Origin of the sequence: Vibrio cortegadensis (assembly GCF_024347395.1) — a bacterium.
Classification (GTDB): domain Bacteria; phylum Pseudomonadota; class Gammaproteobacteria; order Enterobacterales; family Vibrionaceae; genus Vibrio; species Vibrio cortegadensis.
The window spans coordinates 2,112,813-2,135,699 of the sequence record NZ_AP025472.1 but is presented as its reverse complement, the minus strand read 5'-3'; the positions used below and the strand labels follow the sequence as shown (position 1 = coordinate 2,135,699).

The 22,887-nt window shown below is 40.6% G+C and carries 17 protein-coding genes and 1 tRNA gene; 6 read left to right on the top strand and 12 right to left on the bottom strand.

Annotation, left to right across the window (positions count from 1 at the left end; all coding sequences use genetic code 11):
• Window positions 1–3 precede the first annotated feature (3 nt).
• From vpsN to OCV39_RS10010, 7 genes are all read right to left on the bottom strand, one after another.
• Entirely contained in the window at window positions 4–522 is a 519-nt protein-coding gene (vpsN, locus tag OCV39_RS10040; protein ID WP_017053511.1) for an exopolysaccharide export protein VpsN, read from the bottom strand.
• 6 nt (window positions 523–528) lie between these two features.
• Window positions 529–1,716, bottom strand: a complete 1,188-nt coding sequence (locus tag OCV39_RS10035) for an outer membrane beta-barrel protein (protein WP_261888406.1) — start codon at window positions 1,714–1,716, stop codon at window positions 529–531.
• Window positions 1,717–1,737: 21 nt separating this feature from the next.
• Window positions 1,738–3,138 (bottom strand): exopolysaccharide biosynthesis glycosyltransferase VpsL, encoded by a 1,401-nt coding sequence (vpsL, locus tag OCV39_RS10030; protein WP_261888405.1) that lies wholly within the window; start codon window positions 3,136–3,138, stop codon window positions 1,738–1,740.
• A 552-nt stretch (window positions 3,139–3,690) separates the two neighbouring features.
• Window positions 3,691–4,635 (bottom strand): DUF4382 domain-containing protein, encoded by a 945-nt coding sequence (locus OCV39_RS10025; RefSeq protein ID WP_261888404.1) that lies wholly within the window; start codon window positions 4,633–4,635, stop codon window positions 3,691–3,693.
• A gap of 225 nt (window positions 4,636–4,860) precedes the next feature.
• A tRNA-Ser gene (locus OCV39_RS10020) sits at window positions 4,861–4,951 on the bottom strand.
• A 258-nt stretch (window positions 4,952–5,209) separates the two neighbouring features.
• Window positions 5,210–7,021 carry a DUF3413 domain-containing protein gene (locus tag OCV39_RS10015; RefSeq protein ID WP_171757054.1) on the bottom strand — a complete coding sequence of 604 codons (1,812 nt, stop codon included), beginning with the start codon at window positions 7,019–7,021 and terminating at the stop codon, window positions 5,210–5,212.
• Window positions 7,022–7,047: 26 nt separating this feature from the next.
• A complete protein-coding gene (locus tag OCV39_RS10010; protein ID WP_261888403.1) occupies window positions 7,048–7,275 on the bottom strand; it encodes a YejL family protein in 228 nt (75 codons plus the stop codon).
• Window positions 7,276–7,357: 82 nt separating this feature from the next.
• Here OCV39_RS10010 and yejK point away from each other — a divergent pair, with 82 nt between their 5' ends.
• From yejK to OCV39_RS09995, 3 genes are all read left to right on the top strand, one after another.
• Window positions 7,358–8,359 carry a nucleoid-associated protein YejK gene (gene yejK, locus OCV39_RS10005; RefSeq protein ID WP_261888402.1) on the top strand — a complete coding sequence of 334 codons (1,002 nt, stop codon included), beginning with the start codon at window positions 7,358–7,360 and terminating at the stop codon, window positions 8,357–8,359.
• A gap of 84 nt (window positions 8,360–8,443) precedes the next feature.
• Window positions 8,444–9,811: an Hpt domain-containing protein gene (locus OCV39_RS10000; protein WP_261888401.1), complete on the top strand. Its 1,368-nt coding sequence runs from the start codon at window positions 8,444–8,446 to the stop codon at window positions 9,809–9,811.
• A 15-nt stretch (window positions 9,812–9,826) separates the two neighbouring features.
• Complete coding sequence (locus OCV39_RS09995; protein WP_113799934.1) at window positions 9,827–10,642, top strand: bifunctional 5,10-methylenetetrahydrofolate dehydrogenase/5,10-methenyltetrahydrofolate cyclohydrolase; 816 nt, start codon at window positions 9,827–9,829, stop codon at window positions 10,640–10,642.
• 128 nt (window positions 10,643–10,770) lie between these two features.
• Here OCV39_RS09995 and OCV39_RS09990 read toward each other — a convergent pair whose 3' ends face one another.
• Window positions 10,771–12,297, bottom strand: coding sequence for a YfcC family protein (locus OCV39_RS09990; RefSeq protein WP_261888400.1), 1,527 nt, complete (start codon window positions 12,295–12,297; stop codon window positions 10,771–10,773).
• 330 nt (window positions 12,298–12,627) lie between these two features.
• On the opposite strand from OCV39_RS09990, the gene OCV39_RS09985 reads away from it, so the two are divergent.
• Window positions 12,628–13,794 (top strand): amidohydrolase, encoded by a 1,167-nt coding sequence (locus tag OCV39_RS09985; RefSeq protein WP_261888399.1) that lies wholly within the window; start codon window positions 12,628–12,630, stop codon window positions 13,792–13,794.
• A gap of 89 nt (window positions 13,795–13,883) precedes the next feature.
• Here OCV39_RS09985 and nhaC read toward each other — a convergent pair whose 3' ends face one another.
• Window positions 13,884–15,320, bottom strand: coding sequence for a Na+/H+ antiporter NhaC (nhaC, locus tag OCV39_RS09980; RefSeq protein WP_261888398.1), 1,437 nt, complete (start codon window positions 15,318–15,320; stop codon window positions 13,884–13,886).
• Window positions 15,321–15,724: 404 nt separating this feature from the next.
• Here nhaC and asd point away from each other — a divergent pair, with 404 nt between their 5' ends.
• Entirely contained in the window at window positions 15,725–16,852 is a 1,128-nt protein-coding gene (gene asd, locus OCV39_RS09975; protein ID WP_029203471.1) for an aspartate-semialdehyde dehydrogenase, read from the top strand.
• Between the two features lie 137 nt (window positions 16,853–16,989).
• Here the strand turns inward: asd and OCV39_RS09970 are convergent, their stop codons facing one another.
• Both OCV39_RS09970 and OCV39_RS09965 read right to left on the bottom strand, forming a co-directional pair.
• Window positions 16,990–17,847, bottom strand: a complete 858-nt coding sequence (locus OCV39_RS09970; RefSeq protein ID WP_113799995.1) for an ion transporter — start codon at window positions 17,845–17,847, stop codon at window positions 16,990–16,992.
• 64 nt (window positions 17,848–17,911) lie between these two features.
• A complete protein-coding gene (locus OCV39_RS09965) occupies window positions 17,912–18,553 on the bottom strand; it encodes a YchE family NAAT transporter (RefSeq protein ID WP_017053613.1) in 642 nt (213 codons plus the stop codon).
• Between the two features lie 641 nt (window positions 18,554–19,194).
• On the opposite strand from OCV39_RS09965, the gene adhE reads away from it, so the two are divergent.
• Window positions 19,195–21,852 carry a bifunctional acetaldehyde-CoA/alcohol dehydrogenase gene (gene adhE / locus OCV39_RS09960; protein WP_113799942.1) on the top strand — a complete coding sequence of 886 codons (2,658 nt, stop codon included), beginning with the start codon at window positions 19,195–19,197 and terminating at the stop codon, window positions 21,850–21,852.
• Window positions 21,853–22,048: 196 nt separating this feature from the next.
• Here the strand turns inward: adhE and OCV39_RS09955 are convergent, their stop codons facing one another.
• Window positions 22,049–22,732 carry an SDR family oxidoreductase gene (locus OCV39_RS09955; RefSeq protein WP_261888397.1) on the bottom strand — a complete coding sequence of 228 codons (684 nt, stop codon included), beginning with the start codon at window positions 22,730–22,732 and terminating at the stop codon, window positions 22,049–22,051.
• Window positions 22,733–22,887 lie beyond the last annotated feature (155 nt).

Here is a 22,887-nt window from a genome sequence, read left to right as displayed (position 1 = left end):
GACCTAAAAAAAGCTTTCTTCGATAGTGAGAATGTCACCGGGCTGAATTTTGTGAAGCAAGGTAACTTTTGTTGCCTTGATATTTGGATCATCACTTGACGAGATATAGATATTCTTTTTAGATGCTCGTTCGGTAAAGCCGCCAGCAATTGTAATGGCTTTATTTACTGTTAAACCAGGGTTGTATGGGTAGCTACCCGAATTCTCGACTTCACCATTAATGTAATATGGGCGATATTCAACCACACTTACGAATACATTCGGGTTGATCAAGTAGCCGTCGAGTAACCCATCGTGAATATCTACTTTTACTTCTTCTATCGTTTTGTCTTTGAGTTTTACTTGCCCTAAGAATGGGTAGTCTATTTGCCCGCTATCACTGATGCGAATTTCCATAGAAAGCTCAGGTTCATTATAAACTTGAATTTTTATTTGGTCGCCAACACCTAACTTGTATAGCGCTTCACTTGCCAGAACAGACAAGGACAGACAGCTTAAAATAATTACTAGCACGTACTTCATCGTAAGTTACATCACACCTTCAATGGCCAAATAATAGATATTCTGATCATAATTCATTGTATTTATATTGGAGTCTTTGGACTCAATACCATAGCCTAGTCTGAGAGTTAGCCATCGGCGAAAATCATAGTCAAAATTTAAAGTAAGGTTGGTCGTTTCGTCTTTTCGTGCCGATCCAATATAGTCTTCGTCCAATCGTGATATTTCAGCTTTAGTTGAAACTTTTTGATTCCAGTTATGGACCCAATTGACGTTATAGTTTTTCGCATCAATAGCATTACCAATCCCATCAGCATCCATAGAGCGTCTATTGGTGATGAGTTGGATGGCTGAATATGATCTAATGAGATAAGTGACATTAATATCCCAGGAGAATGATTTAAAATCATCTCGTAAGGATGAATCAAAGTTCTTATATTGCGCACCAAGTTTTGCACTACCTTGTAGTTTCTCTGTCGCGTCCCAAGATGTGCCCAAATAAGTAAAGTAGTGCTTACTGTCCTTGGATGATGAACCTGGAGCCGTAAGGTCATAGGTTCTATCGTTCGCTATGATTTGAAACAGCAGAGATGTTTTTGGAAGTGCATCGTAATAAAATGTGCTATTGAAGCGTAGCTCTTCCCAACTTTGATATTGGGTGACTTGTTGATTATTTTTGTAATCAAGCTCTCCCCATCCTAGATTTGTTTCTAGTTTTCCTTTGCTATTGTCGCCACCGTAGATGTAACCAATGTTCACTTGAGTACTGTGGTATTTGTTGTATAAAAGGTTGAGAGTTTCTTCGTTATCACCGCGGCTTTCATGAGCTAATGCAAGTGAATAGTTTAGGTTCACTTTGTGTTTTGAATGAAGATCCCACTGACTTGACCAATCAAAGAAATGATCGGTAAAGTTATCTTTACTTGAGCTAAAAAAATCACCACGCTGTAGGCGGTAAACGGCTACATGTTTTTGCCCTGTTGGTTCAAATGCGACGCTTACTCCAGGCTCTACAATGGAAAAGCTAGAGCGATCAAAATTACTGTCTGATTTAGCGATATTATCATTGTAACCTGTTGATAAATTGAGAAAGGGCACGATGGCGATCCCTGACTCAGTTATGATGGGATGCGACTCTGGCTTAGCAAGTACAGCCGTTGCGCTAACTAGTGTTAAGCTGAATAAAACCGCTGGCTTCACGTTGGAAAATTTCATTTGAGTACACTTAGTCCATTTCTAGTAGGCATTTTTGCCAACGAATCCTTTAAAAATCGTTAAGAAAACAATTTTAATGTCAAACCACAGAGACCAATGGTGTATGTAGTCCAAATCAAATTGAACTCTTTTTTCCATTTTATCGAGCGTATCTGTTTCGCCACGCCAGCCATTAATTTGGGCCCATCCAGTGATGCCAGGCTTTACTTTATGTCTTAGCATGTATCGATTAACAATGGTGCGATACTCTTCATTATGGGCAACGGCATGTGGACGAGGACCTACAATAGACATCCCTCCTTGAAGCACATTAATGAACTGTGGTAATTCATCGAGCGATGTCTTTCGAATAAATGAACCAAATGGAGTAACACGTGGATCGTTCTTAGTTGCTTGCACTACTTTAGAACCGTTATCCGTGACACTCATACTCCTGAATTTCCATACTTTAATCTTCTTCCCATCTAATCCATATCGCATCTGCTTAAAAATAATGGGGCCTGGTGAGCTCAATTTTACGCCAATAGCCACGGCAATGAGTACAGGACTTATAAGAATCAGTATCAAAGTGCTTAATACAAGGTCTTCAAACCTTTTTAACCATGTTGCGAGTTTATTTCCATTGAATGGTGTGTCTGAGATACTAAAAGCATTAACGTCACCAATGGTATACCAACGAGAGTGAAGCAAATTGAAAGTGAAAAAATCAGGAACAATATAAGTGTTAACTGTACTGTCAGAAAATGCATCTAAAATAGTACTGATTCTATTCTGAGCCTGCATTGGCAACGCTATATAAACACTTTTTACTTTGCCATTTTTCGCTAACTTCAAAGCATCATTGACTTTACCCAAAACAGATGTTTGGCTATTTAGTCGATCAACTTTTCTATCATCATAGAATCCAGCCATTTTTATTCCAAATTTTGGATTATTAGTAAGGCTTTCAGATAATCTTAAACCTTGGGGAGTCATACCAATGATTACAGCATCAGTAGTATGTATTCCTTTCTTGTGTAAATAATAAACAAAAGTAAAGGCAATTGAACGCCAAAATAAGAGGAAAAATAGCGATCCTATAAACCAGAATCCTAAAATTAAGCGAGAAAAATCGTGACCAGTTTTTGTGAAATACCCAACTAATGCTAAACAACAAACTGAAAATCCCCAGCAACATGCGGTATGTAGTGATAAATCGCGGATCTTTGTTGTGTGCCAACCACTATATATATCAAGGCTCTCGGCTATAAAGCTATAGAATAAAACACCCAATAATCCCATTGAAACATACGACATATTTACAACATGATTATGGTACTTTATTGCTACATACATAGTAACCAGTATTACAAAAGCATCAATTAACCGATAGAAAACCTTACCTTGATAACTCGTAATACGGATTTTTCCTTTTTCACCCATAAACAAGATCTCCTACCTGCTATTGGTTAAAACATAAATTAAGTAGCGCATTCTCATATTAAGTAGCAGTGATTACAATAGTAGGTAGTGCATCAAAAATAAGACAGTGATGATATTTGTTGTTTATTTTATTATTGATGAAGCTTGGTGAGATTAAATTTAATTTCAGTGTTTATTTTCTATCCATGTTCTTAATATATGTCGTTCTTTTTATAAGTGACCTATGGTAAGTCAAATATATAATGAATCATTATTGAGATGTCTCAAGTTAGAGAATATTTCTAGGAATCTATTGCAATGTAAATGATCTAGTATTGCTTTATGAGCCATATCGAGATTCACTTTATTCTGAGAGGGGGAGTGACGAGGAAAGGTGTCTGAACTTTGTAGATATATCCTGATAAGTCGTTGAATAGCGATACACAGGGTTTAGGTTAAAATACACAACGAAAAGTGGGCACTAGTCGCTATGTATTTTAGTTAAGTGTATTAAGAGCTAAGTCTTAATTATTCGCGGCGAAGTAGAGCGTGCTCGACCACCAATTTGCACCGTTATGGGATAGAGCTAAAATTGATGACACTCAGTTGTCCATCAGTAAGGCTGACTTCGAATACCTGATTCACTGGAAGCGGAATACTTAAACCATCGTATTGCTCTGAGTCATCACCACTGGCGTCGCAACTGAGCGCCACTGTGTACTCTCCTGGTTCCAAAAAGCCAAATGCGTATTCATTCTGTTCATTGACCGCAACCGAAGCATGAGGAGCGATGCTTCCTTGTGGAACAGGATTATTCTGTACTATGTCACCATCAAATAAGTCAACGAATAACGAGCTATCGAGTTGATGGCCTTGATAGAGATAAACGAATCCTAAACCATCCACGTTGCATTCATTGCCAAGGAACAAATTGGGTTCAACAGCACCAGCAAGAGAGGAGGATATATCATTATTCATAATCGTCACGCCATGTGGTTTTAAAATGTAGCCGTTATTATTGTTTGAGTTACCCCTCATCACCAATGCTTGGCGTAAATCAAACTCGATCACATAACTTTCATCGCTACCTTCAATAACCAATTCACCAAGACGTAACTTATTACTTGGTTGTTTCAGAGGCAGTTGGCCAAGAGTGTCATCCACGACGTAATTTAACCCAGCATCTGGTGATATATGTAGGATCACATTTTGGTAAGTTCCTATTGGGACTTGCTGATCTTCCACTAAAACAAAAGTATCGGTATTTTGATATTGAATGAGATCGACTTGTGCGTAATCTTTTGCGCCGTTCTCCGAACTAATATCGATAAAGATCGAATCATCTTCTTGTACTAGCTCAATTTGATGAAAGGCAATGACAACTTCTGATGCAGTGTCTACTGGCGCATCAGACACAGCGACAGTGACATTTGAGTAGTGTGGTGTTGAACTCTCCCCCCCGCAGCCAATGAATAGCACAGGGCTGCACAGTAACAATGCTGAAGTGATGTATCTCATAATGAAAGCTCCGTGAAGTACCTTCCATTAGTATGGGATAGTTCAGTCATGCTATTCGGGTTAGGACAAGTAAGTGCTGAAAAACGGCAGGAAAAAGCAGAAAAGTACAAACGAAAACTAAAATGAGAGTATTTAGGAAATATGACAATCTGAGAAGAGTAGATCTTGATACAAGAAACCCCAGACGAAAAAAAACCGCTAAATAATTAGCGGTTTCTTCAAAAGTGGTGGAGGGATAGGGATTTGAACCCTAGAACCGCTATTAACGGTTGCCGGTTTTCAAGACCGGTGCTTTCGACCACTCAGCCATCCCTCCAGTGCGTTGAATAATATAAGGACTCTAAAAACTTGTAAAGCCCTAATGAGTTCGTTTGGCCAAATTATGCGCATTTATAGCAAAAAAAATTATTCGCACATTTTAAAGGTAAACATTTTGTTATATCTATATGGATTTTAAAGGGTTTGTTAACTAAATGCTGAGTTCTACTTACTCATTAATGGGCAGATATTTTGCTAGGAAAAAATAAAGGGGGAGCTCAATAAGCTCCCCACTTTAAGTATCTAAATCTTGATGCTACTTACTTTTGGTGTAAAACCTTTGCAGCTCAGTTAACCCTTGCATTAAGACGGGTAATTTAGGGTTCTGATCTTTCAAGCGATTATAGTTGCTGTCGTAAAGCTTATAGTTACCAAACTTATCAATCACAGTTGTTTTGTTGCTGGTAATCAGTGCTAACTCTCGGCTATCACCCGCCAAAATCCACTTACGTTTGTTCTCATCAAATAGACTTTTACCGCTGCTAAAATCATTTGGGTTGGAAGAAACACCTAGTAGATCTTGCAATAGTGTGACTGAGAAATCTAGGTGGCTAGATTGATGAGTAAATTGAGCGGCAAGCTTGCCTGGCCAATGAATGACCATAGGTACCTGTAGTTGGTAGCGACTGTAATTACCGTTAGAGCCCCAGCTATTCGTTTGGGTTTCATTGAACTCGCTACCGTGATTTGAAGTAATAACGACAATAGTGTTTTGCAATAGCTCTAAATCATTAAGAGATGAATAGAGCTTGCTTAGTTCAATATCAGCCGCTTGAGCCGATTTTGCGTAATCAATCTGGAAGCGATCACTTGCTTCTAATGTATCGGTATGATCACCATAATCACTAAAATTGTCTACGGTTGTCAGTTCGATGAAGCTAAACCAAGGAGAAGAAGCTTGGTTTTTAACCCAGATATCCCAGTTATTAATGGCTGAGCTATCACTATGAGGCTCATTATCACTATTCTCTTGTTGATTCGCTAATTGCTGGCTGCGGAAAATAACTTCTGAATAGAGAGTGTCATCGAAGTTATCACCACTAAATAGTCCAGTGGAATAACCTTGATCTTCTAAAACCGAAAGAAGAATAGGACTTGTGCCTTGCGCTTTAATGCTACTTGCATAACTGCTTGGTAGGCCATAAAACAACCCAAACATACCGTACATATCATTGCTAGAGCTGTAGTGGTTGGTAAAGTTCAAGTTATCTTGAGCAAATTGATAGCTGTTAGGCATCGTCTCTGCATTTAACATATCCGCCCGAAGATTATTGACGCTTACGATCAATACATTCAAGTTCTCGCCACGACGGTTAAACTGGATCGTTTCAAGCGGGTATCGAACTAAATCAACATTATTCTCATTTTGTTCTAAGCGTTTTAAGTATTCATCACGGTCCAGCAAACCATGTTTTTCCATAAAACTTTTTGCTGTCATTGGGTAAGACAGTGGAAAGTTGGCTTTCTGGCTTGTTATTGGGCCATAAAAATAGGCGTCGGCCCAAATATAGACAACATGACTGGCCATGAAGCTCAAAAAGAAGACGGCAGCCAAAGGGCGACCAATATGTTTATGCGACAGTTTTCTCTGCTTACGCCAAACCCACTCTGACAATCCAAGTTCTAGTAGAAATATCAAAGGTAGAACAATGAATAAGTGTTGCAGTTCTGAACTTACCGCACTTTTGTCATCGGTGAAAAGTAACTCCCAGACGACAGGCGTTAAGTGTAAGTTGATACTCTGGTAGGCTTGTGTATCGACGAGTAAAACGGTTAATCCTACCGTAGCAAAACAGACGGCGATTAATCTGAACAGTTTACGGGAGGGGATCGCAAACGTAAGTGGAAAAAGAATCAATAGGTAGAGAGCGAAAACCAAGAACCCAAAATGCCCAACCCAAGAAAAAGCCAAATAGCTTTGTCCTAAAAGAGTTTCAGGCCAAGGTGATTGGGTGATATAACGTGTACCAACAAGCATCGCCGCTATGATGTTGAAAAAAGCAAACCAATGCCCCCATCCAACTAGTCGTGATACTCGTTCACCGTAAGAATTTCCGCTATCTACCATTTATTGTTCTTTTATCCGTTCTGAAATTAGTGGGTTTTTGTTTCAGCTAGTGAAGACACTAAGGCTTGAGCAAATTTTTCAGCAATTGCTACACGTTGTGAAGCAGCAACGTTCTGATTTAAGACATTGGTTGCGATATTTCCCGCAATCATCAGTGAAAGCTCAGGAGTAGCATTGTGTTTCTCAAGTACTGCAGCTACTTCTGCTAGGATAGTTTCAACTTGTTGATCGCTGTATTTAGATGTAATCGGCATAAAGACTCTAATAATGATAGTAAAAGCGGCTTATAATAACCTACTATTCACTACAACTGAAACCTGAACGATAATATTTTCTATGAGCCTTAATCTATCCAATGTTATTTTACACCAACTTCGCAAAAACGATCAGGAAGAACTGGTCGTTAACTACCGTGCAGAATCCTTAGCGAATGATTCATCAGCAGAAAGTTTAGTTGCTGAACTGCATCGTGTATTCAACTCCAAAGCAGGCAAGGGTTTTGGTTCTTTTAAAGAGGACAGTGATTTTCAGCAATGGTTGCAAGAGCTTCGTAAAAATGAGCGTAGCTTCTACGATTTTTCTCAGGCCAGTGCTTTACGTCTCAAAGATGAGCTGTCTAAATACCCATTTGCAGATGAAGGTACCCTCGTTTTAGCGGAGTACCAATCACTTTCTACAGACTACCTTTTTATTGCGTTATTACCTTCGAATGAGAGCCTAAAAGTCACCGAAGGCCTTGATATCAGCGCAACTGATTATCTTGATATTTCGAAAATGGACATCGCGGCTCGTATTGATCTCTCTAGCTATGAAACTGATAAAGATTCCAATCGTTACTTGGCCTATATCAAAGGCCGTGTTGGTCGCAAAGTCGCTGATTTCTTCTTAGATTTCTTACAAGCTGAAGTTGGGCTTGATACTAAACAGCAGAATCAGGTCTTGATGCAAGCTGTTGAAGATTTTGTTTCAGATTCTAAACTAGAGAAAGAAGAAGCAGTAAGCTATAAAAAGCAGGTTTATGATTACTGTAATGAGCAGCTTAAATCGGGTGATGAAGTTGAAGTGAGCGAATTGTCCGGAGAGTTGCCAGCAAGCACCGATGGAACCAGTTTCTTAGATTACACTCAAGAGCAAGGGTATGAACTCGAAGAGAGTTTCCCTGCAGATCGTTCTACCATTCGCAAGCTAACGAAATATGTGGGTGCTGGTGGCGGGCTAAATGTGAGCTTTGATAGCTTACTTTTAGGAGAGCGTGTTTTCTACGATCCAGAAACGGATACATTAACCATTAAAGGAACCCCTCCAAACTTGAGAGATCAATTAACTCGAAATAAATAAAGGGGTAAGATGAAAGGTGAGTTTTGAAAATGCTCACCTTTCTTATATGCTTGTTATTCAAGCATTAAAATATGGACATGATTTATGCAACGGCAGATGGGATATAGTCTTCAATTTAAAATTATTCTAGTTACTCTTGTTTTGTGGGGGATTAGCTCGGTATTTCTTGTGTTACAGAGCCGTACTGCCCATCAAAATTTGGTTGCAGTTGAAGAGTTGGGGAACCGAGTCAATGATCTTCGTAGTACATTATACTTCCCAGAACCGTTTCGAGCCGTACAGGTTGATGACATAGCCCTTGATGTTCAACTCATTTACTCATTACGACTGCAAGTTGAATCGAATTTCAAATCTAAACCATTTCTGCCTGATGTGAACCAACTGCTGTATGTTACCGATCGCTTTTTAGAAGATGTTCGAGATTTTCTGTCAGTTGAAATAAAAGTTAAAAATTTGGCACAAGATATCAATGAATCAAGAGCGCATAGCGATAATTCGGAGCAAGTGGTAAACCTATATAACGAAATTTCGGCATACACTTTCCAAGCGTTGTATGCGGAAAGTCAATCGAATTCAGAAATATACCGAGCATTTGATCGTATTTTAATTGCTTCGCAAGCTTTAGATCAGGATGAGCGGAAGCAACTACAGGTACAATTATCAAGTGCATCGGTGCTATTAAGTGAGTACGCGCAGGTAAATTATTACGTAGAGAAATTAATTAAACATTCAGTTCACGATCAGCTTTCTGCTTTTGAAGATGAACTTCATGACATGCAAGGCATGTATATGATGTTGGCAATAGTGTTAAGTTTTATTGCTCTTTCAATGCTTACATTTATCCGATTTTTTGTCCAAACATCGAGTGAAAGTGCAAGCGCTGTCCAAAATGGAGAGCATGAGTTGATTGAAGGTGGTGATGGTGAGCCTTTGAATGATGCAGAAGTTATGGCATTCTCTGAGGAGAGGGCAACGGAGGCTGTTCGAAATACTCACGATATTGATGAACCAGCATGCCATCAGCCACAGAGTACCGATGTTCTCGATAGTGATGTACTGGGTGATTCTGAGCAAGATCGTATCGAGAAACAAAAAGCGATAGATGCACCAAATGCTTCAGCAGTCATTGATATAGAAGCAATGCTTGCAACCATGAATGGTGATGACGAGTCAGTCGCAATGTTATTAGAGGTGTTTGTTCAAGATCACACTAATGATGCCATTTCACTAAGGGAGTTGCTTGATACCGACCTAGAGGCTGCGCAACGTAAAGCACATAGTTTGAAAGGGGTGGCGGGGAGTTTGGGTGCTATGCCTTTAAGAGAAATTGCGACTGAAATTGAGATAGCCCTAAAACAGTCAGAACCCGTCAGTGAGGCTCAGCTGAGTACTTTATCTAAAGCTCTCGCTGATGCCATATCAGCAACGAAAGAATATTTACAGTTAGATTGAGATTAGAGTTTAGAGATGAAATCAGTAATCAATACGATATATGAAGATAAATTAGTCGAATTAAAAAATAAGATCAGCGATCAACAACTTGCTGTAAAACTAACAATTGTCACCGTTGGGGATGATCCGGCAAGTAAAGTCTATGTAAATAATAAAATTCGATTGTTCTCCGAGCTCAATCTAGAGTGCAATCACATCACATTACCGCAAGTTGGAACAAGTCAGTCAGATCTTGATGGTTTAGCTGCATCGGCGACACATCCTATTTTATTTCAGCTTCCGCTACCAAATGGGCTTGTTGCACCCGATCTTCCAGCCGTTGTGGATGTTGATGGGTTTGGCTCTGAAGCGTTAGGTTTGTTGGTTTTAGGGCAGAGTGCGGTTTTGCCATGCACCGTCCAAGCGACAATCGATATTATTGCAGCTCATTGCGGTGAATATAATTTTTCAGGCTTAAAAGTTGCGGTCGTCGGGCGCAGTAACATTGTTGGTAAGCCGTTGGTTATCGAATTGATTAATCGCCAAAGTACCGTAGCAAGTTTCAACAGTCGCTCTGATCTTAATGTGGTTGATTGGAACAAGTACGATGTCATTGTAGTGGCGACGGGGGCTCACGGTATTTTAGATAACTCTCAGTTTATTGAAGGCCAGCTTATTATTGATGTTGGTATTAATCGCGTGGATGGAAAGTTAGTAGGTGATATTAAACACCACGATGGCATTCTATCTTCTGCGGCTATTACGCCAGTACCAGGAGGCGTTGGTCGGTTAACGTGTTTACATGTATTGGGTAATGCGATTAAACTTGCTGAGATTTACGGTAAAGATTAATTTTAGTAAATATTCAATGTCATTACTACGGCTTGAATTTTATTATTAAAAATAATTCTAGCTATTGGGTTCAATAGTGAACCTAATAGCTAGATGTGTTATTTATTTAAACCTGATCAATCTTAATATTAAAGCATCATAACTTGAGCGGTTAATAAAATAGTACCAAAGGCAAGTAAGAACAGAACAATGGGGAATACAAATTTGACCCATTTATTAAATGGGATTCCCAGCATTTGGAGTGTTACAAGAACTAGACCTGTTGGCGCTAAGAATAGCATCGCATATTGGCCCCAGTTATAGGCAGAGACCACAATATCTCTTGGAATTCCCACCGTGTCAGCGAGTGGAGCCATAATTGGCATCGATAATACCGCTAGCCCCGATGAAGAAGGGACAACCAAACCTAGGAAGAAAAAGACAAACATTTGAGAGACAGCAAAAATACTCCCATGCATACCAGAAACCAAATCGGAAGCATAAGCTAAAATAGTGTCAGATATCATTCCCTGTTCAAGGACAATATTCACTCCACGCGCCATACCAATAATGAGAGATACTGCTACCAACTCAGATGCACCTTGAGTAAACGCTTCTACCGCCTCCTTCTCACCAAGCCCCGAAATGAAAATAATGATGATCGCAATCGTTAAGAAAGATGCCGCCATTTGAGGGAACCACCAACCAGCCATTGATACACCCCAAACCATCATAGGAAAGGCGATAGCAAAGAGCGTGAGAATGATCTTTCTACGAAGAGTAAACGGTGTTTTTTTCTCCATATTGCTGTCTTTCAAAAATCGTTGTTTAAATGATTCTCTATCAGAGTAAGTATATGAAAACGAAGGATCGGCTTTGATTTTTTTACAGTACCAGTACAGATAGCCAATCACGGTTGCAGTGCCGACAACCAAGCCAAATGCTCTTACTCCTAAGCCTTCTGTAAAGGAGATGCCGGCAGCGTTAGATGCAATGACGACTGAAAACGGGTTAATGGTAGAGAATGCAGTACCAATAGAGGCCGCTAAAAATATGGCACCAACACACACAATCGAATCAAAACCGAGGGCAAGGAAAATTGGAACAAGAATAGGGTAGAAGGCGACCGCTTCTTCCTCTAGACCACATGTTGTACCTCCTAAAGCCATCACGACACACACAAGTGCAACAAATAAAAACTCGCGACCTTTTGTTTTCTCGGAGAGGCTTATTAGGCCAGCGTTAAACGCACCTGTTTTATTGATAACGCCGATCATTCCCCCAAGAATCAAAATAAATACGATAATATCGGCACCCTCAATTGTGCCTTCCACCATGCTGACAGCAATATCTCCTAAACCTTTGGGGACATTTTCTAATTGCAAGTAAGTATCTGGTATCGCGATGGGTTTACGAATCGTCCCACTAGTAAATTGCTCAATATCAATATTGACATTTAATTCTTTTAATTCGCTTTGAGTCGCTGTTACGGTCGTTACATTGCCCATTGGGCTGGTAATATCTAATGTATTATCGCTAGCGTTATATGACAGTTTTGAATACGAGCCTGCGGGAATAACCCATGTAAGCCCGATCGCAATGATCATAATGATAAAAAGAATGGTAAAAGCAGTAGGAAACTGAATAGATCTATTTGATTCTTTTGCAATCTGCATAATATATCCTCTAGATTATATTTGGCGGATAGACACTAGCCAAGTGATCGTAAAATAATCGTTTACAAGAATTATTTTTGCAGTATAAGTCTCAAAGTATGAGTTAAGTTTGATGTTTTATCATTGATTTTTAAATCTAATATATTACTTTTAATGCGTTCGCAATTATTGAATTGGTAAACAAAAATTGCAGATATAATATTAACGTGAATAAAATGGGCATATTATTCGCATAGTTAGATGAAAGTGAAATAAATATAATCATGATGTTTTTGAGATTATCATCACATACCCGATTTATGAACCGCAGTAGTCTTTCTTTTTGGATTAATGGCTGATGTTTACAATATGGACAACTTGGTTTCAACTCTTTCTGATTTCAACGCGACTGAATTTCGTCGACAGCTTCATCAATACCCAGAACTCTCACTCAATGAAGTCAATACCGCGGCATTGATCGCAGCGCAATTGCGCGAATTTGGGCTGCTCCCCGTCACTCAAATCGGAGGGAACGGGGTGATCTGCACCATTGAAAGTGGTATTGCGGGTGACACTACGTTATTGAGAGCAGATTTTGATGCACTGCCTATTACCGAGAAAAGTGGCGTCGCACACTGTTCCTTGAGTGATGGGGTTATGCATGCTTGTGGACACGATGGGCACACCGCAAGTTTGATGCTGGTTGCCAAACATCTCGCCATCACACCTCCTCAGTTTGGGAAAGTCGTTCTACTATTTCAACCTGCGGAAGAGATCGGTACGGGTGCTGCTAGCATGCTGAACGATAATAGAGTAGCAACGTTAAATGTTGACCATGTGTTTGCTTATCATAACCTCCCTGGTTATCCATTAAATACGATCATCGTGAAACCAAACGCATTTGCTTGTGCATCTACGGGTGTCATTATTGAGTTGGAAGGCAAAACTTCTCATGCCGCAAGACCAGAGAATGGCATTAACCCAACCTCTGCGATGGTTCAGTTAATTCAGTATTTGCAAAACTTGCCACAGAAGTACTCAGAAGCGTTTACGTTAGTGACGGTGGTTCATGCTTATCTGGGTGAAGAGGCGTTCGGTACGGCTCCGGGCAAAGCGACAGTGATGGCCACGCTGAGAAGTGATGATGGGCCGCTATTTGAGAAAATGAAATCTGACCTGCTGGAAACCGTATCTGAAATAGCGGTTCGGGATAATCTTACCTGTCATGTTGAGTGGCAAGAGTCATTCAATGCCGTGATGAACTCTCCAAAACATTGTGACATCGTGTGCCAACAAGCAGAAAAAATTGGTTTACCGCTGGTGGAGTTAGATGAGCCAATGCGTTGGTCGGAAGATGTCTCTGAGTTTTTGGCTAAGTGGCCGGGCGCTCTGTTCTGTATTGGGAGTGGGGCAGAGCATCCACAACTGCATAATCCAGACTATGATTTTCCTGATCCATTGATTGAGACTGCAAGTGCTATGTTTACTGGAATCATCCAGCAGTTGCATCATCGCTAACGATTAGTGCTTCATAGCAGAGTGAATAGATACAAAAAAGGAGACATTTACGTCTCCTTTTTTTCAGCGTGATGCAATGTATCTACAAATTAAGCAGGCTGTTTCTCTGTATTAACTTCAAGCTCTTCTGAAGAGTGTTCTGCTGTTGGTTCGCATTTATCAACAAACCAGCCCATGTAAGACGTTACAATCGTTACGATGATACAAACAAAGCTCAACCACATAAATGGTGCATAAGACAGAGTGGCAACACCTAGAATGCTCGCCATGTAAATGCCGTTATCACTCCAAGGAACCATGCCTGATGTTAGCGTGCCACCAAACTCCGCGTTACGAGAAAGATTCTTTCTTTTGTAGCCTAGGCGGTCATAGTTTTTCGCACAAATCTTAGGTGTCAGAATTAGCGATACATACATTGCAGAGCCAAAAATATTACCCATGAATGCTGTTGCAATAGTGCTAGTTGCTAGTGAGCCAGCACTTTGAACGCGGCGTTCAAATAGTTTGGCGATAGTTTCTAGTAGGCCAACTTTATCTAGCAAGCCACCAAAACCTAGACCGAAGACAATCACAGCCACCGATCCTAGCATTGATGACATGCCGCCACGGTTAAGGATTGAATCGATGAAATCAACACCAGACGAGATAGAGAACGGAGCCCAAGCTGTATTGAACGCTGTTAGGAAATCGATATCTTGGATCATAACCGCCCAGATAATACCGAGTAAAGAGCCGAAACTAATCACAGGGAAAGACGGCATTCTCATTGCTAGTAGACCTAGAACAATCAGAACTGGAATAAAAGAGTAAGGAGTAATAAAGAACTGGTTTTCCATTGCCTTAATGACTGAGTCCACTTGGCTCATATCGACATTGCCAGCGTAGTGAAAACCAAATGCAGTAAACATCACACCCGTAATGATGTAGCTAATTAAGGCAACCGGTAGCATGCCTTTAATATGTTCAACGACTTCAACGTTCGACATTGATGACGCTAAAATTACTGAGTCTGATAGTGGCGACATTTTATCACCAAAGTAACAGCCAGAAAGAACCGCACCCGCAGTAATTGGAGCAGGAACACCAAGACCTTGGCCGATTCCCATCATCGCAATACCAGCGGTACCAGCAGCACCCCAAGAGGTACCCGTTGCTAATGCTGTTAATGAACAGATAATCATTGTTGCCAGTAGGAAGATAGAAGGGTGAATCGCTTTAAGGCCGTAATAGATAATGGTCGGAACAATACCGCCAGAAATCCACGTGCCAACAAGTGCACCAACGGCTAAAAGAATCAAAACCGCACCTAGACCATTTGAAATACCGTTTAACGCCGCTTTTTCAAGGTCTTTATATTGGTGGCCAAGACGTAAACCAAGAGTGATGATAACGAACCAGCCTATATATAGTGCTAGTTGTATAGGGAGGTCGAGTTTTGCAGTGAAGGAAAATGCCAATAATAGGAATAGTCCTAATGATACAAAAACTTGCATCAAACTAGGTAGTCGAGTGTTTACTTGCTTCATATAAGCCTCTTATAAAATTGGGGGCAATAGCATGTTTAGCACATGATTCGGAACGACTCGAACCTTACCCTATTAAGATTAATATATCGAATAAATGCACTTGTGGTGTGATATTAAACTGTGAAAACTACTTTGTTGATTATAAAGTATCGCTTTAAGTTAAATTTGAGCATCAGAGATGTTTTGTGGTGTGGTTTTTATGTGTTACAAATGTTGCAGCTTATTGCAACTGTGTAATGACTGAATAATTTTGGGTGTCATCATCGACATAACCAAGAAATATCGTCTGTTCAGTTAAGAAGCACTAAAAAGTTTCTATTTTCAGCAAATAGAGCTTGAGGTTTTGTTCTGAAAAACTTATAGATGGTTAAGGTGGTTTTGAATTTATACATGGAGAGTGAATGATGAGAGTAGGTCTAGTTGGTTGGCGCGGTATGGTAGGCTCGGTTTTAATGCAGCGAATGGTAGAGGAAGGAGATTTTGATCTCATCGAACCTGTCTTTTACAGCACGTCTCAGATTGGTATACCTGCCCCTACTTTTAGTAAGCAAACGGAGAGTGAAACCGGTTTGCTGCAAGATGCTTTCGACATAGATAGCCTTAAACAGTTAGATGCGATTATTACCTGTCAAGGTGGCGGCTACACCGAAAAAGTGTACCCTGCGCTTCGCCAAGCTGGCTGGAAAGGCTACTGGATTGATGCAGCGTCTACCCTTCGCATGGACAGCGATTCAATTATTACGCTAGATCCTGTGAACTTGGCTCAAATCCAACAGGGAATTCATTCTGGCACCAATACATTCGTTGGTGGTAACTGTACCGTAAGCTTGATGCTAATGGCGTTGGGTGGCTTGTATGAGAAAGGCATGGTTGAGTGGATGAGTGCAATGACTTATCAAGCCGCTTCTGGTGCTGGTGCTAAAAATATGCGCGAGCTTATCTCTCAAATGGGTGTCGTTAATGATTGTGTGAGTTCAGAGCTCGCAAATCCAGCAAGCTCAATTTTAGATATTGATAGAAAAGTGGCGGATACCATTCGTTCATCTTCATTCCCTACGGATCAATTTGGTGCCCCACTTGCTGGCTCACTCATTCCATGGATCGATGTGAAGCGTGAGAATGGGCAAAGTAAGGAAGAGTGGAAAGCGGGCGTTGAAGCGAACAAAATTTTAGGACTAGACGGAAAGCCAGTCCCAATTGATGGCACGTGTGTTCGTATTGGTGCGATGCGTTGTCATGCTCAAGCATTAACAATCAAGCTTAAGCAAGATGTACCAATGGATGAGATTGAAGAGATCATCGCAAGCCATAACGATTGGGTGAAAGTGATTCCGAACGAACGAGACATTACCGCGCAGGAGCTGACGCCTGCAAAAGTGACAGGAACCATGTCAGTACCTGTTGGACGTTTACGTAAAATGTCGATGGGAGATGATTTCTTAAATGCCTTCACCGTAGGTGATCAACTTCTATGGGGGGCTGCTGAGCCTTTACGCCGCACACTGAGAATTCTTCTGGCTGAAAAGCAGTAAACAAAATTCTTCTAAGGGCAACGTAGATTTTTCCATATGAAAAGCACCTAAATTATAGGTGCTTTTTTCGTTAGGGATGGAAATATGTTTTAGGTAATTAGGTAATTAGGTAATTAGGTAATTAGGTAATTAGGTAATTAGGTATTCGGGGATTGTGGCTTCACAGGGATCACTCGTTGATCCGGATCTGGTAATTCACTGCCACAAAATTTGCAGTAAAGCGCATCAGATTCATGCCCTGTTTTAGAGCAATTTGGGCATTTAACCAAGTTACGGTGCGCATTCATCTCGTGATTTAACTCTGCGGTGATAATGCCTGTAGGAACGGCAAGAATGGAATAGCCGAGTAGCATGGTTAGTGAGGCAATCGCTTGGCCGAAAGGGGTTTTAGGGACAAGGTCGCCATATCCAACCGTCGTTATCGTGACAATCGCCCAATAAATGCTTTGAGGAATAGAGGTAAACCCATTGCTAGGACCTTCCACAACAAAAATTATCGAACCTAAGATAATGACTAAAATCCCAACCGTGCTAAAAAAGATGAGAATCTTTCGGCGAGACATCAGTAAAGAACGCAGCAATATATTTGAGTCTTGTAAGTAACGAACCAGTTTAAGAATTCTAAAGATCCGCATCACTCGCAGCATTCGTATTACCCCAATGAAAGAAGCCGCAGGGAAGAAGAATGCAAGATAAGTGGGTAATACCGCGACTAAATCGATGACGCCATAGAAACTTCTCATATAAGCGGTAGGTTTTGGCGAGCAATAGAGTCGAAGAAGGTACTCAATAGTGAACAGGGCTGTGAAACCGTACTCTAGGTAAGTGATCGTTGTACCCCACTGTTTTTCGATACTCGGAATGGAATCGAGTACTAAGACAATCAGTGAAGCTACAATTGTAAAGATTAACGCTATATCGAAAAGGCGACCCATGCGAGTGTGGGTGCCAAAAATAATAACGTATAAGTGATGTTTTAAAGAGTGACGAGTCATGATGTTGCAACGTTTGTTTACCATTGCAACATCATACATTTTACTGGCAGGTGACGCGAATTACCTAACCCGCAAGACCTGGGAACAGGTTACGTAAACCGTTGGCAATGAACTCAATGCCAAGAGCGCCAAGAATCAAGCCCATAATACGAGTGATAACGTTGATTCCAGTTTGCCCAAGAAAACGGACAATGATTGGAGCTGAGCGAAATAGTAGCCATGTACACAAAGAGAAAGCAACAATCGTAATGCTAATCCCAACTGTATCCATCATTGTAGGGTAACGAGCACCATAAACGATGGTTGAACTGATCGCACCAGGGCCGGCCATCAAAGGCATCGCTAAAGGAACAACACCTATTTGCTCTCTACTATTGTATTCGGACTTTTCTTGTTTGTTTTGTTTATCCTCACCTAGTTTACCGCTCATCATCGAAAACGCGATGCTCATTAACAGCAAACCACCTGCAACTCGAAATGAATCCAGCGAAATACTGAACATGTCGAGAAGAATTTGTCCTGCAAGTAGAGAAATAACAAGTATGACAGCAACGGCAATATTTGCAGTGGCTGCGGTTTTGTTTTTTTCTGCAGGAGACATATAGCTCGTCAGCGATACAAACACCGGCATGATACCAACAGGGTTAACTGCGGCAACAAGGCCAAGGAAAAACTGCAAGAAAACAGCGAATTCAATAGATTGCATAATGGGCGTCTCACTTATCACGAAAATGCAAATAATAGGGGGTATCTTAAGAGGGGATAATGTAAGGCTTAAAGCTTAAAAGGACGAATGAAAAAAACTAACCCGTGAGGTGCGATTAAACGAAAAAAAACTAATTGCACATCGCTAAGTTTAAACGGGAAGTTACATTGGTAAGAATTATGGGGTAATAAGTTGCAGTGAATTGAGTAATTGTTAATGAGTGCACATTTTTAATAAAAATTATGTCAATTTATGGTGCCTTACAAGCAGATGGATATACTCTCAGTAGCACGAAAATATAGGTCGACATGTACCTTTTTATTCAAAAATGAAACTTTTTTACAGTTTGTTGTAATTTTTTCTATTTTTTGTTTCAAGTGAGGTTTTTTTAAGCACTTGGATTTTTATGTTTATATTCAATGTAATCAGTAGCTTGGGTGGTTTGTTGTGATCTTGATACCACTAAGTGGGTAAATAGTTTTTCAGAACTGATCTGAGTCAATTTTTTTCATACTCTGAAATATTATACTCAGTCCTGAAAGCAATTTACTAAGAATGTAGCTGAGTTAGAAAACTGAAACAGCCGCCTTACTAAATAGTTTTTAACGAATTTTATAGTTTTTATTTTTAGGAGAAACAATATGCCTGTAACGAATTTAGCTGAACTTGATGCTCTAGTAGCACGCGTTAAAGCGGCGCAAAAAGAATTTGCGAACTTTCCGCAAGAGAAGGTTGATGCAATCTTCCGCGCTGCATCTCTAGCAGCTTCAACAGCTCGTATCGAACTAGCAAAAATGGCAGCGACTGAGTCTGGCATGGGTATCATGGAAGACAAAGTTATCAAAAACCACTTTGCTTCTGAGTTTATCTACAATAAATATAAAGATGAATTAACGTGTGGCATCATCGATCGTAACGATGAAGGTGGCACGATCACTATTGCTGAACCTCTAGGTATCGTTTGTGCAATCGTTCCAACAACAAACCCTACTTCAACAGCAATCTTTAAAGCATTAATCTGTCTTAAAACACGTAATGGCTGTATCTTCTCTCCACACCCACGTGCTAAAAATGCAACTAACTATGCAGCTAAAGTTGTATTAGATGCTGCGATTAAAGCTGGCGCACCAAAAGACATCATTGGTTGGATTGACCAACCATCTGTTGAACTGTCAAATACACTAATGAAGCATGATGATATCAACATGATCCTTGCTACTGGTGGTCCAGGCATGGTTAAAGCAGCTTACTCTTCAGGTAAACCTGCTATCGGTGTTGGCGCGGGTAATACTCCTGTTGTTATCGACGAAACTGCTGATATCAAACGTGCTGTTTCTTCTATCCTTATGTCTAAAACATTCGATAACGGTGTTATCTGTGCTTCTGAGCAAGCTGCAATCGTTGTTGAATCAATCTACGATGACGTTAAAGCTCGTTTCGCTCAATACGGCGCTGTCGTTCTAAGCAAAGAAGATGCAGATAAAGTACGTAAAGTACTACTTATCAATGGCGCACTTAACGCTAACATCGTTGGTCAACCAGCATACAAGATTGCTGAGCTAGCGAATGTTAAAGTTCCAACATCGACTAAAATTCTTATCGGTGAAGGCCTAGAAGCTTCATGGGATGATGAATTTGCTCATGAAAAACTATCTCCTACACTAGGTCTATTCAAAGCGAAGAACTTTGAAGATGCTGTACGTCAAGCAGGTATCGTATTAGACATCGGTGGTGTTGGTCATACTTCAGTACTTTACACAGACCAAGATAATAACGAAGAGCGCATTGCGTACTTCGGTGACAAAATGAAGACTGCTCGTATTCTTGTGAACACGCCTGCATCTCAAGGTGGTATCGGTGACCTTTACAACTTTGAATTAGCGCCTTCACTAACTCTAGGTTGTGGTTCTTGGGGTGGTAACGCTATCTCTGAAAACGTAGGTCCTAAGCACCTTATCAACAAGAAAATTGTAGCTAAGCGAGCAGAAAATATGTTGTGGCATAAACTACCAAAATCTATCTACTTCCGTCGCGGCTGTTTACCAATCGCAATGACTGATCTTGAAGGTAAAAAACGTGCGTTAATCGTTACTGACCGTTTCTTGTTCAACAACGGTTACATTGATGACCTACGTGCAATCTTAAAAGAGAAAGGCATGGAAGTTGAAGTGTTCCATGAAGTAGAAGCGGATCCAACATTAGCAGTAGTTAAAGCTGGTGCTGAAGCATGTGCAAGCTACCAACCTGACGTTATCTTAGCTGTTGGTGGTGGTTCACCAATGGATGCTGCGAAAATTATGTGGGTGATGTACGAACATCCAGAAACTGATTTCGAAGACCTATCAATGCGCTTTATGGATATCCGTAAACGTATTTACAAGTTCCCTAAAATGGGTCAAAAAGCTGAACTAGTTTGTATTACTACTACTTCTGGTACAGGTTCTGAAGTTACACCGTTTGCTGTTGTAACAGATGAAAAAACAGGTCAAAAATACCCATTAGCAGATTACGAGCTAACGCCAAACATGGCTGTAGTTGATGCTAACCTTGTTATGGATATGCCTAAGTCTTTATGTGCATTCGGTGGTTACGATGCAGTAACGCACGCATTAGAAGCTTACGTTTCTGTTCTTGCTAACGAATACTCAGATGGTCACGCTCTTCAATCACTTAAGATGCTTAAAGAGTACTTACCAAGCTCTTACGCTAACGGTAAGAAAGATCCAATTGCACGTGAGAAAGTACACAATGCAGCAACAATTGCTGGTATGTCTTTTGCGCAGTCTTTCCTAGGTGTGTGTCACTCAATGGCGCATAAACTAGGTGCTGAGTTCCACATTCCACACGGTCTTGCAAATGCGTTGTTAATCTCGAACACGGTTCGTTTTAATGCGACTAACAACCCAACTAAACAAGCTGCATTCTCTCAGTACGACCGTCCTAAAGCACGTGCTCGTTACGCTGAAATTGCTGAGCATTTAGGTTACCGTGAAGGTAATACTGAAACTAAAGTTAATGCGTTACTTGGTTGGTTAGAAGAGCTTAAAGTTGCATTGGATATCCCACTGTCAATTCAAGCTGCTGGTGTTGATGAAGCTGCGTTCATGGCTAAAGTTGACTCAATTGCTGAAGATGCGTTTGATGACCAATGTACAGGTGCTAACCCACGTTACCCTCTAATCAAAGAGCTTAAAGAAGTATTAATTGCTTCTTACTACGGTAAAGCATTTGTTGAAGGCGAAACTGCGACAGTAAGTGAAAAAACTGAAGCGCCAAAAGCAAAGAAAGCTAAAAAGTAAGATAACGCTTTTATGAGATATTTTCGCTAGCACGTCATATCTCTATCGGGAAAAGACAATGCCCCACCGAAAGGTGGGGCATTTTTTTGTTTGGAATAAAGTGTGGTTCAAAATTTTGGTGAAGGGATAGTGCTGGTGAAGATATATCGCTGGTGAAGATATAGTGCCTGTGGAAACATAGTGTCGATGCATAGAGTTATACTTCGGCAGACACCACTCGGCCGCTAAAATATTCATTCGAAACAATATACTCAGTGCTGCGAATCAACTCATCTTGAACTTCAGCCCAGTGTTGATCATCGACTTTCCCTGATAAATGATGAATTGCAGGGACTACCCCCCCAACTCGAATATTGAATGGGTTGAGCTCCTTGGCCCAACTTGTTGTGAAACCAGAGACCATCGATGTCGCACTTTCAACGCCAGAGAAGTCGTGATAATTGTCGTGGGAAATTACATTGACTATCACCCCTTTTTTACCTCCTAACCTCATTCTTTCTGCGCTAACTTGCCCAAAACTAAAAAGTGTAGAGGCCATCTCTGAGAGCTGTTCAACAAATGGCTTTGCAGGCTGATTGCTCGTTAACTTAGGCATAGGTGAGCTTGTCCAACAATTAACAAGCACATTGGGAGCTGCATCAAAATGGTTTTGAATTAAATCGAGCAAGGTGTGAATGGATTGTTCAGAAGAGCTGGCTATCGGAAAAGGAGCGACATGATCAGAAATCTGCAAGCAGAGATGATAGGTTTCCATTAATGATATTGAATCCTGGTCACAAAGCGCTACCTTTGCCCCCAGCTTGGCAAAATGGGTCGCGAGTGTGCAGCCAAGCCTTGAGCCTGCGGAAGTCACTAATATAATTGAATTTTCTATATCCATAATATTCCACGCGAGAACCGCATCATCCTGATCTATTTGTAAGTGGTAAAGCTAGGATGGTTGAAAAATTAATTAGGTGGTGTGAAAAGCATCAAACATTTTTAGTTAGCCTAAATCTATGCTTTGTTTACTTGGGCTACCTCACAAAAATACCA